Origin of the sequence: Kitasatospora sp. NBC_01266, from assembly GCF_036242395.1 — a bacterium.
GTDB lineage: Bacteria > Actinomycetota > Actinomycetes > Streptomycetales > Streptomycetaceae > Kitasatospora.
In genome coordinates this window covers 1,817,963-1,833,906 of record NZ_CP108458.1, presented here as the reverse complement: position 1 = coordinate 1,833,906, position 15,944 = coordinate 1,817,963, and the positions used below count along the sequence as shown (strand labels likewise).

General features: G+C 75.4%; 1 protein-coding gene. It reads left to right on the top strand.

Annotation, left to right across the window (positions count from 1 at the left end):
* The first annotated feature begins 151 nt into the window (after positions 1 to 151).
* A complete protein-coding gene (locus tag OG403_RS07535; protein ID WP_329562489.1) occupies positions 152 to 15,910 on the top strand; it encodes a type I polyketide synthase in 15,759 nt (5,252 codons plus the stop codon).
* The last annotated feature ends 34 nt before the right edge of the window (positions 15,911 to 15,944 follow it).

Sequence of the window (15,944 nt, the reverse complement as noted above, 5' to 3'; positions counted from 1 at the left end):
GCCCGGCGTCCCCTGAGCAGCGCTGCCACCCACCCCAGTCCTGCCGCCGCCCGCCCCCTCAATCGGATCTACCGGGCTCCGAGCTGTTCGAACCTGGGTTCCACTAGCTCAGTCCCCCCGAGGCACGGGCTCCGCGAGAGGTGAAGCGACCATGTCGAACGAAGAGAAGCTGCTCACCCACCTCAAGTGGATGACAGCCGAGTTGCGACAGGCGCGCCGCCGGATCGGGGAGCTGGAGACCGCCGCCCACGAGCCGATCGCGATCGTCGGCATGGCCTGCCGCTACCCGGGTGGGGTGCGCACGCCCGAGGAGCTCTGGCAGCTGGCCGCCGACGGCGTCGACGCCGTCACGCCGTTCCCGACCGATCGTGGCTGGGACCTGGAGCGGCTGACCGATCCGGATCCGGAGCGGGTCGGCACCAGCCTCGCGCAGCAGGGCGGATTCCTGCACCAGGCGGCCGAGTTCGACGCCGGCTTCTTCGGGATCTCGCCGCGCGAGGCGCTGGCCATGGACCCGCAGCAGCGGCTGCTGCTGGAGACCTCCTGGGAGGCGCTGGAGCGGGCCAGGATCGCGCCCGACGGGCTGCGCGGACAGGCGGTGGGCGTGTTCGTCGGCGCCTCGCCGCAGGGCTACGGCACCGGCGTGCGGGACAGCGAGCGCGGTGGCGAGGGCTATGCGCTGACCGGGGACGCCAGCAGCCTGCTCTCCGGCCGGATCGCCTACACCCTGGGCCTGGAGGGCCCGGCCGTCACCCTGGACACCGCCTGCTCCTCGTCGCTGGTCGCGCTGCACCTGGCCTGCCAGGCGCTGCGCGAGGGCGAGTGCTCGATGGCGCTGGCCGGTGGGGTGACGGTGATGGCCACGCCCGAGGTCTTCGTCGAGTTCACCCGGCAGCGCGGGCTGGCCGCCGACGGCCGCTGCAAGCCGTTCGCCGAGGCCGCCGACGGCACCGGCTGGGGCGAGGGCGTGGGCATGCTGCTGGTCGAACGCCTCAGCGACGCCCAGCGGTTGGGCCACCAGGTGCTGGCGGTGGTACGCGGCTCGGCCGTCAACCAGGACGGCGCGAGCAACGGGCTGACCGCCCCCAACGGCCCGGCCCAGCAGCGGGTGATCCGCCAGGCGCTGACCAACGCGCAGCTGACGGCGGCCCAGATCGACCTGGTGGAGGCGCACGGCACCGGCACCACGCTCGGCGACCCGATCGAGGCGCAGGCGCTGCTGGCCACGTACGGCCGCAGCCGGGCCGGGGACCAGCCGCTCTGGGTGGGCGCGTTGAAGTCCAACATCGGCCACACCCAGGCCGCCGCCGGGGTGGCGGGCGTGATCAAGACCGTGCTGGCCATGCGGCACGGCCTGCTGCCCAAGACGCTGCACCTGGCCGCCCCCACCCCGCACGTCGACTGGACCGCCGGCGCGGTCGCCCCGCTCACCGAGACCATCGCCTGGCCCGAGACCGGCCAGCCCCGGCGCGCGGCCGTCTCCGCCTTCGGTGTCAGCGGCACCAACGCGCACGCCATTCTGGAGCAGGCCCCCGCGGCCGAGCCCGCCACCGAGGCGGCCGCGCCGACCGGCGACGCGCCGGAGCCGGTGGCCGTGCGCGAGGGCTGGCGGGCCGAACTTCCGCAGGCGCTGCCGCTGCTGCTCTCCGGCGCGACCCCGGCGGCGCTGCGCGAGCAGGCCGCCGAGCTGGTGTCGCTGCTGACCCGCGCGCCGCAGACCGCCGCCCACGACCTGAGCTTCTCGCTCGCCACCACCCGCACCGCGCTGGAGTGCCGCGCGGCGGTGGCGGGAGCGGACCGGACATCCGTGCTCGCGGGCCTGGCCGCCGTCGCGGCGGGGGAGGAGACGCCTGCGGTCGTCACCGGCACCGCCGAGACGGGGCGGCTCGCGCTGCTCTTCTCCGGCCAGGGCAGCCAGCGGGTCGGCGCGGCCCGGGAGTTGGCGCGTACCCACGCGATCTTCGGGGCCGCGCTGGACGAGGTGTGCGCGCAGTTCGACGGCGCGCTGGACCGGCCGCTGCGCGAGGTGCTGTTCGAGGACGCCGAGTTGCTGGACCGGACCGTCTACACGCAGGCCGGGCTGTTCGCGATCGAGGTGGCGTTGTTCCGGCTGCTGGAGTCGTGGGGTGTCACCCCGGACTACCTGGCGGGTCACTCGATCGGTGAGTTGGCGGCGGCGCATGTCGCGGGTGTCTGGTCGCTGGCGGATGCCTGCAAGCTGGTGGCCGCGCGTGGTCGGCTGATGCAGGCGCTGCCGTCCGGTGGTGCGATGCTCGCGGTGCAGGGGAGCGAGGAGGAGGTCCGGGCCGCGCTGAGCGGCTTGGTGGACATCGCTGCCGTCAACGGGCCTGACTCGATCGTCGTTTCGGGTGCCGAGGCGGATATCGCGGCGCTCGAGGCGGGGTTCCGCGCCGAGGGCCGCAAGGTCAAGCGCCTCACCGTCAGCCACGCCTTCCACTCCGCGCTGATGGACCCGATGCTGGCGGAGTTCCGCGTCGTTGCCGAGTCCCTCACCTACAGTGCGCCGACGATCCCGGTGGTCTCGAACCTCACCGGCGGCTTCGAGGACCTCACCACCCCCGGCTACTGGGTGCGCCACGTCCGCGAGGCCGTCCGCTTCGCCGACGGCGTCCGCACGCTGCACGAACAGGGCGTGCGCACCTTCCTGGAACTGGGCCCCGACGCCGTCCTCTCCGCCCTCGTCCCGGAGGGCACGGTCGCCTTCCCGCTGCTGCGCGCCGGGCGGCCCGAGCAGCAGAGCGTCACCGCCGCGCTGGCCGCCGCCCACTGCCGGGGCGCCTCGGTCGACTGGGCCGCTGTCCACGACGGCCTGACGGTGCGTCAGATCGACTTGCCCACCTACGCCTTCCAGCGCACCAGCTACTGGCTCGGCGGCGCCAAGCCCGAGTCGGCCGCCGCGCAGCAGCCCGCCGGCGCCGCCGCCCCGGAGGACTCCGGCTTCTGGTCCGCCGTCGAGAGCGAGGACGCCGAAGCCCTCGCTGCCGCCCTCCAACTCGGCCCGGAAACCGACGAGCTGACCGACCTGCTGCCCGCGCTGCCGGTGCTCTCCGCCTGGCGCCGCCGCCGGCAGGAGCAGCGGGCCGCCGGGGCCCGCCGCTACCGGATCGGCTGGCAGCCGCTCGACGACCCGGCTCCGGCCCCCGCCACCCCCGGCAGCTGGCTGCTCCTGGTGCCGCGCGGCACGGCCGCCGCCGCGCCGTACGCCCAGGCCGTCGCGGACGCCCTGGGCAGCCGTGGCCACCAGCTGACCAGCGTCGAACTCGACCCCGAGGCACCCGACTTCGCCGACCTGCCGGACGGCCCGAGCACCGGCGTGCTGTCGCTGCTGTCGCTCGCCGAGCAGCCGCACCCGCAGCACCCCTCGCTGCCCGCCGGGTTGACCGCCGACATCCTGCTGCTGCACGCGCTCGCCGCCCGCTCGGACGGCGCGCCCAAGCTCTGGCTGGCCACCCGGGGCGCCGTCCGGCTGGGCCGCGCGGGCCGGATCGGTTCCGTCGAGCAGGCCAGGACCTGGGGCCTGGGCCGGGTCGCGGCGCTGGAGCACCCGCAGCTGTGGGGCGGGCTGGTGGACCTTCCCCCGGCCTCCGGCTGGGGGGACACCCAGCCGCTGTTCGACGCCCGTGGCGCCGCCCGCCTGGTGGCCGTCCTCGAAGGCCGCTTCCCCGCCGAGGACGCGCTGGCGATCGGCCCCTCCGGCGTCTTCGCCCGCCGCCTGGAGCGGCTGCCCGCCACCCCGGGCCCCGCCGACCCGGCCGCCGCCCAGTGGCGCCCGCGCGGCACCGTGCTGGTCACCGGCGGCACCGGCGGCATCGGCCTGCACCTGGCCCGCTGGCTGGCCGGCAACGGCGCCGAGCACCTGGTGCTGGTCTCCCGCCGGGGCGCCGACGCCCCGGGCGCCGCCGAGCTGGCCGCCGAACTGGCCCAGCACGGAACCAGGGTGACCCTGGCGGCCTGCGACGTCGCCGACCGCGCCGCGCTCGCCGACCTGCTCGACGGGCTGCGCGCGGACCCGCACCCGCTGCGCGCCGTGCTGCACGCGGCCGGCCTGCCGCAGTACCGCCCGCTCACCGAGACCACGGTGGCCGACTTCGCCCGGACCGCCGACGCCAAGGTGCTCGGCGCCCGCCACCTGCACGAGCTGCTGGCGGACACGGAGTTGGACGCCTTCGTGCTCTTCTCCTCGATCGCCGCCGCCTGGGGCAGCGGCAACCAGAGCGCCTACGCCGCCGCCAACGCCTACCTCGACGCGCTCGCCGAGCACCGCCGCGACCAGGGGCTGCCCGCCACCTCGATCGCCTGGGGCCCGTGGGGCGGCGGCGGGATGGCCGCCGGCGAGGACGCCGAGGAGCACCTGCGCCGCCGCGGTCTGCCGGTGCTCGACCCGGCCGACGCGCTGGCCGCCCTCGCCCTCGCACCCCGCCTGGACACCGCGGCCACCGTGGTCGCCGATGTCGACTGGGAGCGGTTCGCCCGCAGTTACACCGCCACCGGAGCGCGTCCGCTGCTGCTCGGCGTCCCGGAGGCCGCCCAGGCGCTGGCCGCCCCGGCCGAGGCGCCGGCGCCCGGGGCGCAGAGCGGGCCCGCCCGCCCCGCCTGGCTGGAGCGGATCGCCCAACTGCCGTCCGCCGACCGCGATCGCGCGCTGCGCGAGGTGGTCCGCGAGGAGGTCGCCGCGCTGCTCGGCCACGCCTCTGCCGAGGCCGTCGACCCGGAACGGGCTTTCAAGGAGCTCGGCTTCGACTCGATGACCGCCGTCGACGTGCGCGACCGGCTGGCCCGCCGCACCGGCCTGAGCCTGCCCGCCACCCTGGCCTACGACCACCCCACCACCAGCGCGCTCGCCGAGTACCTGCGCGAGCGCCTCTTCGGTGCCGAGCAACGGGAGCCGGCCACCGTCGCGCAGCCCGTGAACAGCGGGGGTGCCGGCGACCAGGAGCCGATCGCCATCGTCGCGATGGCCTGCCGCTACCCCGGCGGCGTCCGCTCCCCGCAGGACCTGTGGCAGCTGGTCGCCGACGGGCGGGACGCGGTCGGCCCGTTCCCCGCCGACCGCGGCTGGGACCTGGCCAACCTGTTCCACGAGGACCCCGACCACCCCGGCACCAGCTACGTCCGGGCGGGCGGCTTCCTGGACGCGGTGGGCGAGTTCGACGCCGACTTCTTCGGCATCTCGCCGCGCGAGGCACTGGCCACCGACCCGCAGCAGCGGCTGCTGCTGGAGACCGCCTGGGAGGCCTTCGAGCGGGCCCGGATCAACCCGGACACGCTGCGCGCCACCCGCACCGGCGTCTTCGTCGGCACCAACAGCCTCGACTACGCCACCCTGCTGCGCTCCTCGGCCACCCCGCACGAAGGCCACCTGGTCACCGGCAGCTCGGCCAGCGTGATCTCCGGGCGGCTGTCCTACACCTTCGGCCTGGAGGGCCCGGCGGTCACCGTCGACACCGCCTGCTCCTCCTCACTGGTCGCCCTGCACCTGGCAGTTCAGGCACTGCGCCGGGGCGAGTGCACGCTGGCCCTGGCCGGCGGTGTCACCGTGATGGCCACCTCGGGCTCCTTCGTGGAGTTCAGCCGCCAGCGCGGCCTGGCCGCCGACGGCCGCTGCAAGCCGTTCGCCGAGGCCGCCGACGGCACCGGCTGGGGCGAGGGCGCCGGCCTGCTGCTGGTCGAACGGCTCAGCGACGCGCAGCGGTTGGGCCACCCGGTGCTCGCGGTGGTGCGCGGCACCGCCGTCAACCAGGACGGCGCGTCGAACGGGTTGACCGCTCCCAACGGTCCGGCCCAGCAGCGGGTGATCCAGCAGGCGCTGGCCGCAGCGGAGCTGACGGCCGATCAGGTCGACGTGGCGGAGGCGCACGGCACCGGCACGGTGCTCGGCGACCCGATCGAGGCGCAGGCGCTGCTGGCCACCTACGGCCAGGGCCGTCCCGCCGACCGGCCGCTCTGGCTCGGCTCGGTGAAGTCCAACATCTCGCACACCCAGTCGGCTTCGGGCGTGGCAGGCGTGATCAAGATGGTCGAGGCGATGCGGCACGGCATCGCCCCGCGCACCCTGCACGTCGACGAGCCCAGCCGGCACGTCGACTGGACAGCCGGCGCCGTACGGCTGCTGACGAAGGCTCAGAAGTGGCCGGAGACCGGCCGCCCGCGCCGCGCCTCGGTCTCCTCCTTCGGCGTCAGCGGCACCAACGCGCACGTCATCCTGGAGCAGGCCCCCGCCGGCAGCGCACTGCCGCTGGACGAGCACGCGCCGGATGCCCCGCACGCCCCGCTGCCGATCCTGCTCTCCGCCCGCACCGAGCAGGCGCTGCGCGGCCAGGCCGACCGGCTGCACGCCGAACTCGCCGCCAGGCAGGGCGGCCTGCGCCTGCCCGACCTCGCGCTCTCGCTGGCCAGCACCCGGGCCGGACTGGGCGCCCGCGCCGCGCTGACCGCCACCGACCGCGCCGGACTGCTGGCCGACCTCGCCGCGCTGGCCCAGGGCCAGGACGCGCCGGACCTGGCCACCGGCACGCCCATCGAGGGCCGGACCGCCTTCCTCTTCTCCGGCCAGGGCAGCCAGCGCCCCGGCATGGGCCGCGAACTCTACGACAGCCAGCTGGTCTTCGCCGACGCCCTCGACCAGGTCTGCGCCCGCTTCGACGGCCTGCTGGACCAGCCGCTGCGCGAGGTGATGTTCGACGCCGGCTCGGAGCTGCTCAACCAGACCGTCTACACCCAAGCCGCCCTGCTCGCCTGGGAGGTGGCGCTCTACCGGCTGCTGGAGTGGTGGGGCCTGACCCCCGACCTGCTGGCCGGTCACTCGATCGGCGAACTGGCCGCCGCCCACGTCGCGGGCGTGCTCTCGCTGGACGACGTCTGCACCCTGGTCGCGGCCCGTGGCCGGCTGATGCAGGCGCTGCCGACCGGCGGCGCGATGCTCGCCGTCCAGGCCACCGAGGCCGAGGTCCGCGCCGCGCTGGCCGACTTCCCGGTGGACGCGATCGGCATCGCCGCCGTCAACGGGCCCGAGGCGGTCGTGGTCTCCGGCACGGCGGCGGTGATCGATCAACTGGCCGCGCGCTGGCGGGCCGAGGAGCGCCGGACCAACCGCCTCACCGTCAGCCACGCCTTCCACTCGCCGCTGATGGAGCCGATGCTGGCCGAGTTCCGCGCGGTCGCCGAGTCGCTCAGCTACGCCGCCCCCCGGATCCCGGTGGTCTCCAACCTCACCGGCTCGCTGGCCGGCGACCTGACCGACCCCGAGTACTGGGTGCGCCACGTCCGCGAGGCCGTCCGGTTCGGCGACGGCGTGCGCACCCTGCACGAGCAGGGCGTGCGGACCTTCCTGGAGATCGGCCCCGGCGGGGTGCTCTCCGCACTCACCCAGGGCGCGCTGGCGGCCGACGACCCGGACGGCGCGGTGGCAGCGGTTCCGGTCGCCCGTGGTGGCCGCCCCGAGCCGCAGGCACTGACCGGTGCGCTCGGCCGGCTCTTCACCCGGGGCATCGAGGCCGACTGGTCGGCGGTCTTCGCCGGCACCGGCGCCCGCCGGGTCGACCTGCCCACCTACGCCTTCCAGCGCCGCCGGTTCTGGCCCGAGCCCGCCGCCCACCCGGCGGCCGGCTCGGTGGCCGGCCTCGGCCTGGGCGCCGCCGACCACCCGCTGCTCGGCGCCACCCTGCACCTCGCCGACCAGGACGTGCTGCTGCTCACCGGCTCGCTGTCGCTGCGCACCCACCCCTGGCTGGCCGACCACCAGGTGCTGGGCGGCGTGCTGCTGCCCGGCACCGCCTTCCTCGACCTGGTGCTGCGGGCGGCCCAGGAGACCGACTGCACCCGCCTGGAGGAGCTGACCCTGGCCGCCCCGCTGACCCTGGCGGCCGACGCCGAGGTGCAGCTGCAGGTGCGGGTCGACGCGCCGGAGGCGGACGGCCGCCGCGCGGTCAGCGTCCACTCGCGTGCCGCCTCGGACCTCGACTGGACGCGACACGCCGTCGGCAGTCTGGTGGCCGGGGACGTCTTGGTGGATGGTGCGGCGGACGGCCTGACCGAGTGGCCGCCGGTGGGTGCGCGGCCGTTGGAGGTGGCCGGGCTCTACCCGGAGCTGGCCGAGGCCGGATTCGCCTACGGCCCGTCGTTCCAGGGCCTGCGGGCCGCCTGGCGGCGCGGTGACGAGGTGTTCGCCGAGGTCGCGCTGCCGGAGGGGACCGGGGTCGAGGGCTTCGGCCTGCACCCGGCGCTGCTGGACGCCGCGCTGCACGCGACCCTGCTGCTGGGCGACGGGACGGGCGGCGGGCTGCCGTTCTCCTGGTCGGGCGTGTCGCTGCTCGCCTCGGGGGCCGCTGCCCTGCGGGTGCGCCTGTCGCGGACCGGCGCCGACGGCGTGTCGCTGCTCGCGGCGGACGCCACGGGCGCGCCGCTGCTCTCGGTGGGCGCGCTGGTGATGCGGCGGCCGGCGGCCGGGCAGCTCCGCGAGGAGCCGCTGTTCCGGCTCGCCTGGTCGGCGGTCCCGCTCGCCGGCGGGTCGGCGGAGGGCTGGGCGCTGTGGGGTGAGGACACGCTGGGCACTGGTCTGGTGTCGGGTGTTGAGGTCTCGGCTTCGGTGCTGGTGGTGTGCGGTGCGTCGGTGGAGGTGGTGCTGGGGGCGCTTCAGGGTGTTGGTGGGGGTGCGCGTCTGGTGGTGGTGACGCGTGGGGCTGTTGCGGTGGATGCGGATCCGGGTGTGGTGGATCTGGAGGCCGGGGCGGTCTGGGGTCTGGTGCGTTCGGCGCAGTCGGAACACCCGGACCGGGTGGTGTTGGTGGATGTGGACGGCTCGGCGGAGTCGTGGGCGGCGCTGCCGGGGGCGGTGGCTTCGGGCGAGTCGCAGCTGGCGCTGCGTGCGGGCGCCGCGTTCGCGCCACGCCTGCGGGCTGCGCGCTCGGCGGAGACGCTGGTGGTGCCGGCTGGTGCGGTGGCGTGGCGGTTGGACAGCGTTGAGCGTGGCACGTTGGAGGCGCTGGAGCTGGTTCCCTCCTCGGTGGAGGAGTTGGCCGAGGGGCAGGTCCGGATCGCGGTGCGGGCCGGTGGTGTGAACTTCCGCGATGTGCTGAACGCGCTGGGCATGTATCCGGTGGTGGCGCCGCTGGGTATCGAGGGCGCCGGCGTGGTGGCCGAGGTGGGCCCGGGAGTTGCCGGGCTCGCGGTCGGTGACCGGGTGCTGGGCATGTTCTCGGGTGGCTTCGGTCCGTACGCGGTGACCGATCACCGCCTGCTCGCGCGGATCCCGGTCGGGTGGTCGTTCGCGCGGGCGGCGTCGGTGCCGACGGTCTTCCTGACGGCGCTCTACGCCTGGACGGATCTGGGTGCGGTCAAGGCCGGTGAGCGGGTGCTGGTGCATGCCGGTGCCGGTGGTGTGGGTATGGCGGCGATCCAGCTGGCCCGTCACCTGGGCGCGGAGGTCTTCGCGACTGCCAGCCCGGGCAAGTGGGACACGTTGCGCTTGCTGGGCCTGGACGAGGAGCACATCGCGTCCTCGCGTGACCTGTCCTTCGCCGCGAAGTTCCTGGCCGTGACCGGCGGGGACGGCGTGGACGTGGTCCTGAACGCCCTTGCGGGTGAGTTCGTGGACGCCTCGCTGGACCTGCTGCCGCGTGGTGGCCGGTTCCTGGAGATGGGCAAGACCGACATCCGCACGGACGTCCCCGAGGGTGTCGCTTACCGGGCGTTCGACCTGGTGGAGGCCGGCCCGGCGCGGATCGGTGAACTCCTTTCCGAGCTGCTGGAGTTGTTCGCGTCCGGCACGATCGAGACGCTGCCGGTCCGGGTGTGGGACGTGCGCCAGGCCCGGGAGGCGTTCCGCTTCGTCAGTCAGGCCAGGCACATCGGCAAGGTCGTGCTCACGGTCCCGCAGTCGCTGGACCCCGAGCGCACGGTGCTGGTCACCGGCGGCACCGGCTCGCTCGGCGCGCTGGTCGCCCGCCACCTGGTGCGTGAGCACGGCGCCCGCAAGCTCCTGCTGCTCAGCCGCCGTGGCGCACAGGCGCCGGGGGTCGAGCAGCTGGTGGTCGAGCTGGCCGAACTGGGCGCCACCGCCGAGGTGATGGCCTGCGACGTCGCCGACCGCGACGCGCTCGCCTACGCGATCGCCGGTCGCGAGCTGACGGCGGTGGTGCACACGGCCGGTGTGCTGGACGACGGTCTGATCGAGGGCATGACCCCCGAGCGGCTGGCCGCCGTCCGGGCCCCGAAGGCCGACGCCGCCCGTCACCTGCATGAACTGACGCTCCATCATGACCTGTCTGCCTTCGTGCTGTTCTCCTCGATCGCCGGGGTGCTGGGCAGTGTCGGTCAGGCCAACTACGCGGCGGCCAACGCCTATCTGGACGCGCTGGCCGTGCATCGCCGCTCGCTCGGTCTGCCCGCGAGCTCGCTCGCCTGGGGCCCGTGGCAGCAGTCCGGCGGTGGCATGACCGGTGATCTCGGTGAGGCGGACCTGCAGCGGATGGCCCGCAGTGGCCTGCTGTCGTTCGACGCCGAGCAGGGCATGGCCGCCTTCGACGCCGGCCGCAGCGCAGCCGAGGCGGTGCTCATCCCGGTCCGGCTCGACCTGGCCGCGCTGCGCGGAGCCGGTGAGCGGCAGGAACTTCCCGCGCTGCTGAACGAGTTGACCCGCACCCACGGTCGTCGCGCACCCCGGACGGCGTCCACCGCCGTGCCGGCCGCCGGTGCCGCCGCCGCGCCGCTGGCGCAGCGTCTGGCGGGCCTGGACGAGGCCGCGCGCTCGGCGGAGCTGCTGGCGGCGGTGGCCGCCCAGGTCGCGGCCGTGCTCGGCTACGACGCCGCCGCCGAGATCGATCTGGACCGGCCGTTCAAGGAGTTGGGCTTCGACTCGCTCACCTCGGTCGAGCTGCGCAACCGCCTGAACGCGGCGACCGGCCTGCGGCTGCCCGCCACCCTGGTCTTCGACCATCCGACCGCGCGGGCCATCGCCACGCTGCTGCTCGACGAGGTGCAGGGCACCGACAGCGGGCCCGCGCCCACCGCGCTGCCCCTCATGGCGGCGACGGACGAGCCGATCGCCATCGTCGGCATGGCCTGCCGCTACCCGGGCGGCGTCCGCTCGCCGGAGGACCTCTGGCAGCTGGTGGCCACCGGGGCCGACGCGATCGGCCCGTTCCCCGCCGATCGCGGCTGGGACGCCGAGCGGCTCTACGACCCGGCCGGCCGGGGCAGCGGCACCAGCTACGTCAACGAGGGCGGCTTCGTCCACGACGTCGGTGACTTCGACCCGCTGTTCTTCGGGATCTCGCCGCGCGAGGCGCTGGCCATGGACCCGCAGCAGCGGCTGCTGCTGGAGACCGCCTGGGAGGTCCTCGAGCGGGCCGGGATCGCCCCGTCCGCGATGCGCGGCACCCAGACCGGCGTCTTCGTCGGCTCCGCCTACTGCGGCTACGGCACCGGCGTGGACGAGCTGCCCGAGGGGCTCGAAGGCCACCTGCTGACCGGCAGCACCGGTTCGGTGGCCAGCGGCCGGATCGCCTACACCCTCGGCCTGGAGGGCCCGGCGGTCACCGTCGACACCGCCTGCTCCTCCTCCCTGGTCGCGCTCCACTTCGCCGTCCAGGCACTGCGCTCCGGCGAGTGCACGCTGGCCCTGGCGGGCGGGGCGACCGTGATGGCGACCCCCGACATCTTCACCGAGTTCAGCCGCCAGCGCGGGCTGGCCGACGACGGCCGCTGCAAGTCCTTCGCCGAGGCCGCCGACGGCACCGGCTGGGGCGAGGGCGCCGGCATGCTGCTGGTCGAACGCCTCAGCGACGCCGAGCGGTTGGGTCACCCGGTCCTGGCGGTGGTGCGCGGCTCGGCCGTCAACCAGGACGGTGCGTCGAACGGCTTGACGGCTCCCAACGGTCCGTCGCAGCAGCGGGTGATCCGCCAGGCGCTGGCCAACGCCCGCCTGACGGCCGATCAGATCGACGCGGTGGAGGCACACGGCACCGGCACCACGCTGGGCGACCCCATCGAGGCCCAGGCGCTGCTGGCGACCTACGGCCGCGACCGGGACGCCGCGAACCCGCTTCGGCTGGGCTCGATCAAGTCCAACATCGGCCACACCCAGGCGGCTTCGGGCGTCGCGGGCGTGATCAAGATGGTCATGGCGATGCGCAACGGCGTGCTGCCGCGCACCCTGCACGTGGACGAGCCCAGCAGCCACGTCGACTGGACCACGGGTGCGGTCGAGCTGCTGACCGAGACCATGCCGTGGCCGCAGACCGGGGGCCCGCGCCGGTCCGCCGTCTCCTCCTTCGGGATCAGCGGCACCAACGCGCACACCATCCTGGAGCAGGCGCCGACTGCTGAGCCCAGCCGTCCCGCCCGTCAGGCCGGCCCCGCGACCGAGCTGCCGTTCCTGCTCTCGGGACGCGGCGAGGACGCGGTCCGCGAGCAGGCCCGCCGACTGGCCACCCAGCTGCGCCGCGAGCAGGACCCGGACCTCGCGGACCTCGCCTTCTCGCTCGCCACGACCCGGGCGAGCCTGGAGCACTCGGCCGTGGTGACCGCCGCGAACGCCGACGAACTACTGCGCGGGCTCGACGCGTTGGCCGACGGCAGCCCCGCCGCCTCGGTCGTCCGCAGCGGCGGCACCGGTAGTGGCAGCGGCGGCGGCAAGCTGGCGCTGCTCTTCGCGGGCCAGGGCAGCCAGCGGGCCGGTGCCGGACGTGAGCTCTACGCGAGCCGGCCGGTCTTCGCGGCCGAACTGGACGCGGTCTGCGCGCAGTTCGACGGCCTGCTGGACCGGCCGCTGCGCGAGGTGCTGTTCGAGGACGCCGAGTTGCTGGACCGGACCGTCTACACGCAGGCCGGGCTGTTCGCGATCGAGGTGGCGCTGTTCCGACTGCTGGAGTCGTGGGGTGTCACCCCGGACTACTTGGCGGGCCACTCGATCGGTGAGTTGGCGGCGGCGCATGTGGCGGGCGTCTGGTCACTGGCCGACGCCTGCAAGCTGGTTGCGGCGCGTGGCCGGCTGATGCAGGCGCTGCCGGCGGGTGGCGCGATGCTCGCGGTGCAGGGGAGCGAGGACGAGGTCCGGGCGGCGCTGAGTGGCGTGGTGGACATCGCTGCCGTCAACGGGCCTGACTCGATCGTCGTTTCGGGTGCCGAGGCGGATATCGCGGCGCTCGAGGCGGGGTTCCGCGCCGAGGGCCGCAAGGTCAAGCGCCTCACCGTCAGCCACGCCTTCCACTCCGCGCTGATGGACCCGATGCTGGCGGAGTTCCGCGTCGTTGCCGAGTCCCTCACCTACCGCGCGCCGACGATCCCGGTGGTCTCGAACCTCACCGGCGGCTTCGAGGACCTCACCACCCCCGACTACTGGGTGCGCCATGTCCGCGAGGCCGTCCGCTTCGCCGACGGTGTCCGCACGCTGCACGAGCAGGGCGTGCGCACCTTCCTGGAGCTCGGCCCCGACACCGTGCTGACCGCCATGGCCCGCCAGGTGCTGGACGGCGCGGCGGTGGTTACCCCGGTGCTGCGCGCCGGTCACCCGGAGCCGCAGACCCTCACCCGGGCCCTGGGCACGCTACTGACGAACCGTCACTCGATCGACTGGGGCTCCTACTTCGCCGGGCTCGATGTCAGTCGCACCGACCTGCCCACCTACGCCTTCCAGCGCTCGCGCTACTGGCTCTCCTCGACCGCGCTCGCCAGTCGCCGGGCCGCCGGCACCGCGCAGGGCAGCGCCGATCCCGTGGAAGCGGGCTTCTGGGCCGCCGTCGAGCGTCAGGACGCCAACGAGCTGGCCGCCACGCTGCGGCTCGACGGCGACCACGAGTTGGGCGCCCTGCTGCCCGCGCTCTCGTCCTGGCGGCGCAGGCAGCGCGAGCTGGCCGACCTGGACCGGCTGCGCTACCGGGCCGTCTGGCGGCCGGTCACCGAACCCGACTCCGGCGAGCCCGAGTTGACCGGCAGCTGGCTGCTGCTGGCCACCCCGTCCAGCACGGAGACGGCCGACGCGGTCGCCGCCGCGCTGACCGCCGCGACCGCCCAGCTGATCCGCGTCGAGGTCGACGCCGACACCGCTGCCGACCGCGCCGCCCTCGCCGACCGCCTGCGGACCGCCGCAGCCGACCGCGCGCTCTCCGGCGCTCTCTCTGGTGTGCTCTCGCTGCTGGCCCTCGCGGACGGCACCGAGGGCCCGCACGCCGGGCTGGCCCGCACCGCCACCCTGGTGCAGGCCCTGGGCGACGCCGAGCTCGACGCGCCGCTCTGGTGCGCCACCACGGGTGCCGTGGCCGCCGCGCCGGGAGACCGGGTCGCCCAGCCGGAGCAGGCCCAGGTCTGGGGCTTCGGCCGGGTCGCCGCGCTGGAGCACCCCGACCGCTGGGGCGGCCTGATCGACCTTCCGTCCGCGCGCCCCGACGCGCGCGAACTCGCCCGGCTCGCCGCCGTGCTGAGCGGCACGCTGGGTGCGGAAGACCAACTCGCCGTGCGGGCCTCGGGCTTCTTCGCCCGCCGCCTGGTGCACGCCGCCGCGCCCGCCGCGGCGACGGCCGCCGCCGCGCCCTGGTCGCCCACCGGCACCGTGCTGATCACCGGCGGCACCGGCGCGCTCGGTGCGCATGTCGCCCGCCGGCTGGCCGAGCAGGGTGCCACCCGCCTGGTGCTGACCGGCCGACGCGGCCCGGACGCCCCCGGCAGCGCCGAACTCGTGGCCGAGCTGGCCGAGTCGGGCGCCACCGCCAGCGTGGTCGCCTGCGACGCGGCTGACCGCGAGGCGCTGGCCGGGCTGCTGGAACGGCTGCGCGCCGACGGCGAGCCGGTCCGCTCGGTGGTCCACGCCGCCGGCCTGCCGCAGGCCGCCGCGATCGCGGACACCGCACCCGAGGACCTCGCCGAGGTGGTCGCCGCCAAGGTGGCCGGCGCCCGGCACCTGGACGAGCTGCTGGCGGATGAGGAGTTGGAGGCCTTCGTGCTCTTCTCCTCCATCGCCGGCATCTGGGGCTCGGCCGGCCAGGCCGGCTACGCGGCCGGCAACGCCTACCTCGACGCCCTCGCCGAGGACCGGCGCGGTCGCGGCCTGCCCGCCACCGCCGTCGCCTGGGGCCCCTGGGACGGCGGCGGCATGGCCGGCGACGGTGCGGCGCGCGACCACCTGGTCAAGCGCGGCCTGACCCCGCTCGCCCCGTCGACCGCACTGGACGCGCTCCACCAGGCACTGACCGGCCAGGAGACCGCCTGCGTGGTGGCCGACGTGGACTGGTCCACCCTCGGCGCCTCCTTCGCCGCCGTCCGGCCCAGCCCGCTGCTCGCCGAACTGCCCGAGCTGGTGGCCGCGTCGGCCCCGGCCGCCGGCGAGGGCGGTTCGGCCGCCCGTGGCGCAGCCGAGGTCGCGTTGCGCCTGGCCGGCCTCACCGGCGCCGAGCGCCGCCGCAGCCTGCTCCAGCTGGTCCGGGGCGAGGTCGCGGCCGTGGTCGGTCTGGACGGCGCGGACCGGATCGAGCCGGACCGGGCGTTCAAGAGCCTCGGCTTCGACTCGCTCACCGTGCTCGAACTGCGCGACCGCCTCACCGGCAGCACCGGCCTGACCCTGCCCAGCACCCTGCTCTACGACTACCCGACCGCCGCCGCCCTGGCCGACCACCTGGACGCCGAACTCTCCGGCGACGCCGCTGAAGCGGGCCTGCCGTTGCTCGCCGACCTCGACCGGCTCGAGGCCGCCCTGCTCGCGGTCACGCCTGCGGACCTGGACACCATCGCGCCGGACGACGCCGAACAGGCCAAGATCGGCCGGCGGCTCAAGGACCTGCTCGCCCTCTGGAACGAAGCCCGTGGCCTGTCGGACACCGGCGCACTCACCGAACAGCTCGAAGACGCCTCCGACGACGACCTCTTCGACCTGATCGACCGGAACCTCGGCCGCGCCTGACCGGCCGGCGCCCCGCCCCGATCCGCGCCCGCGC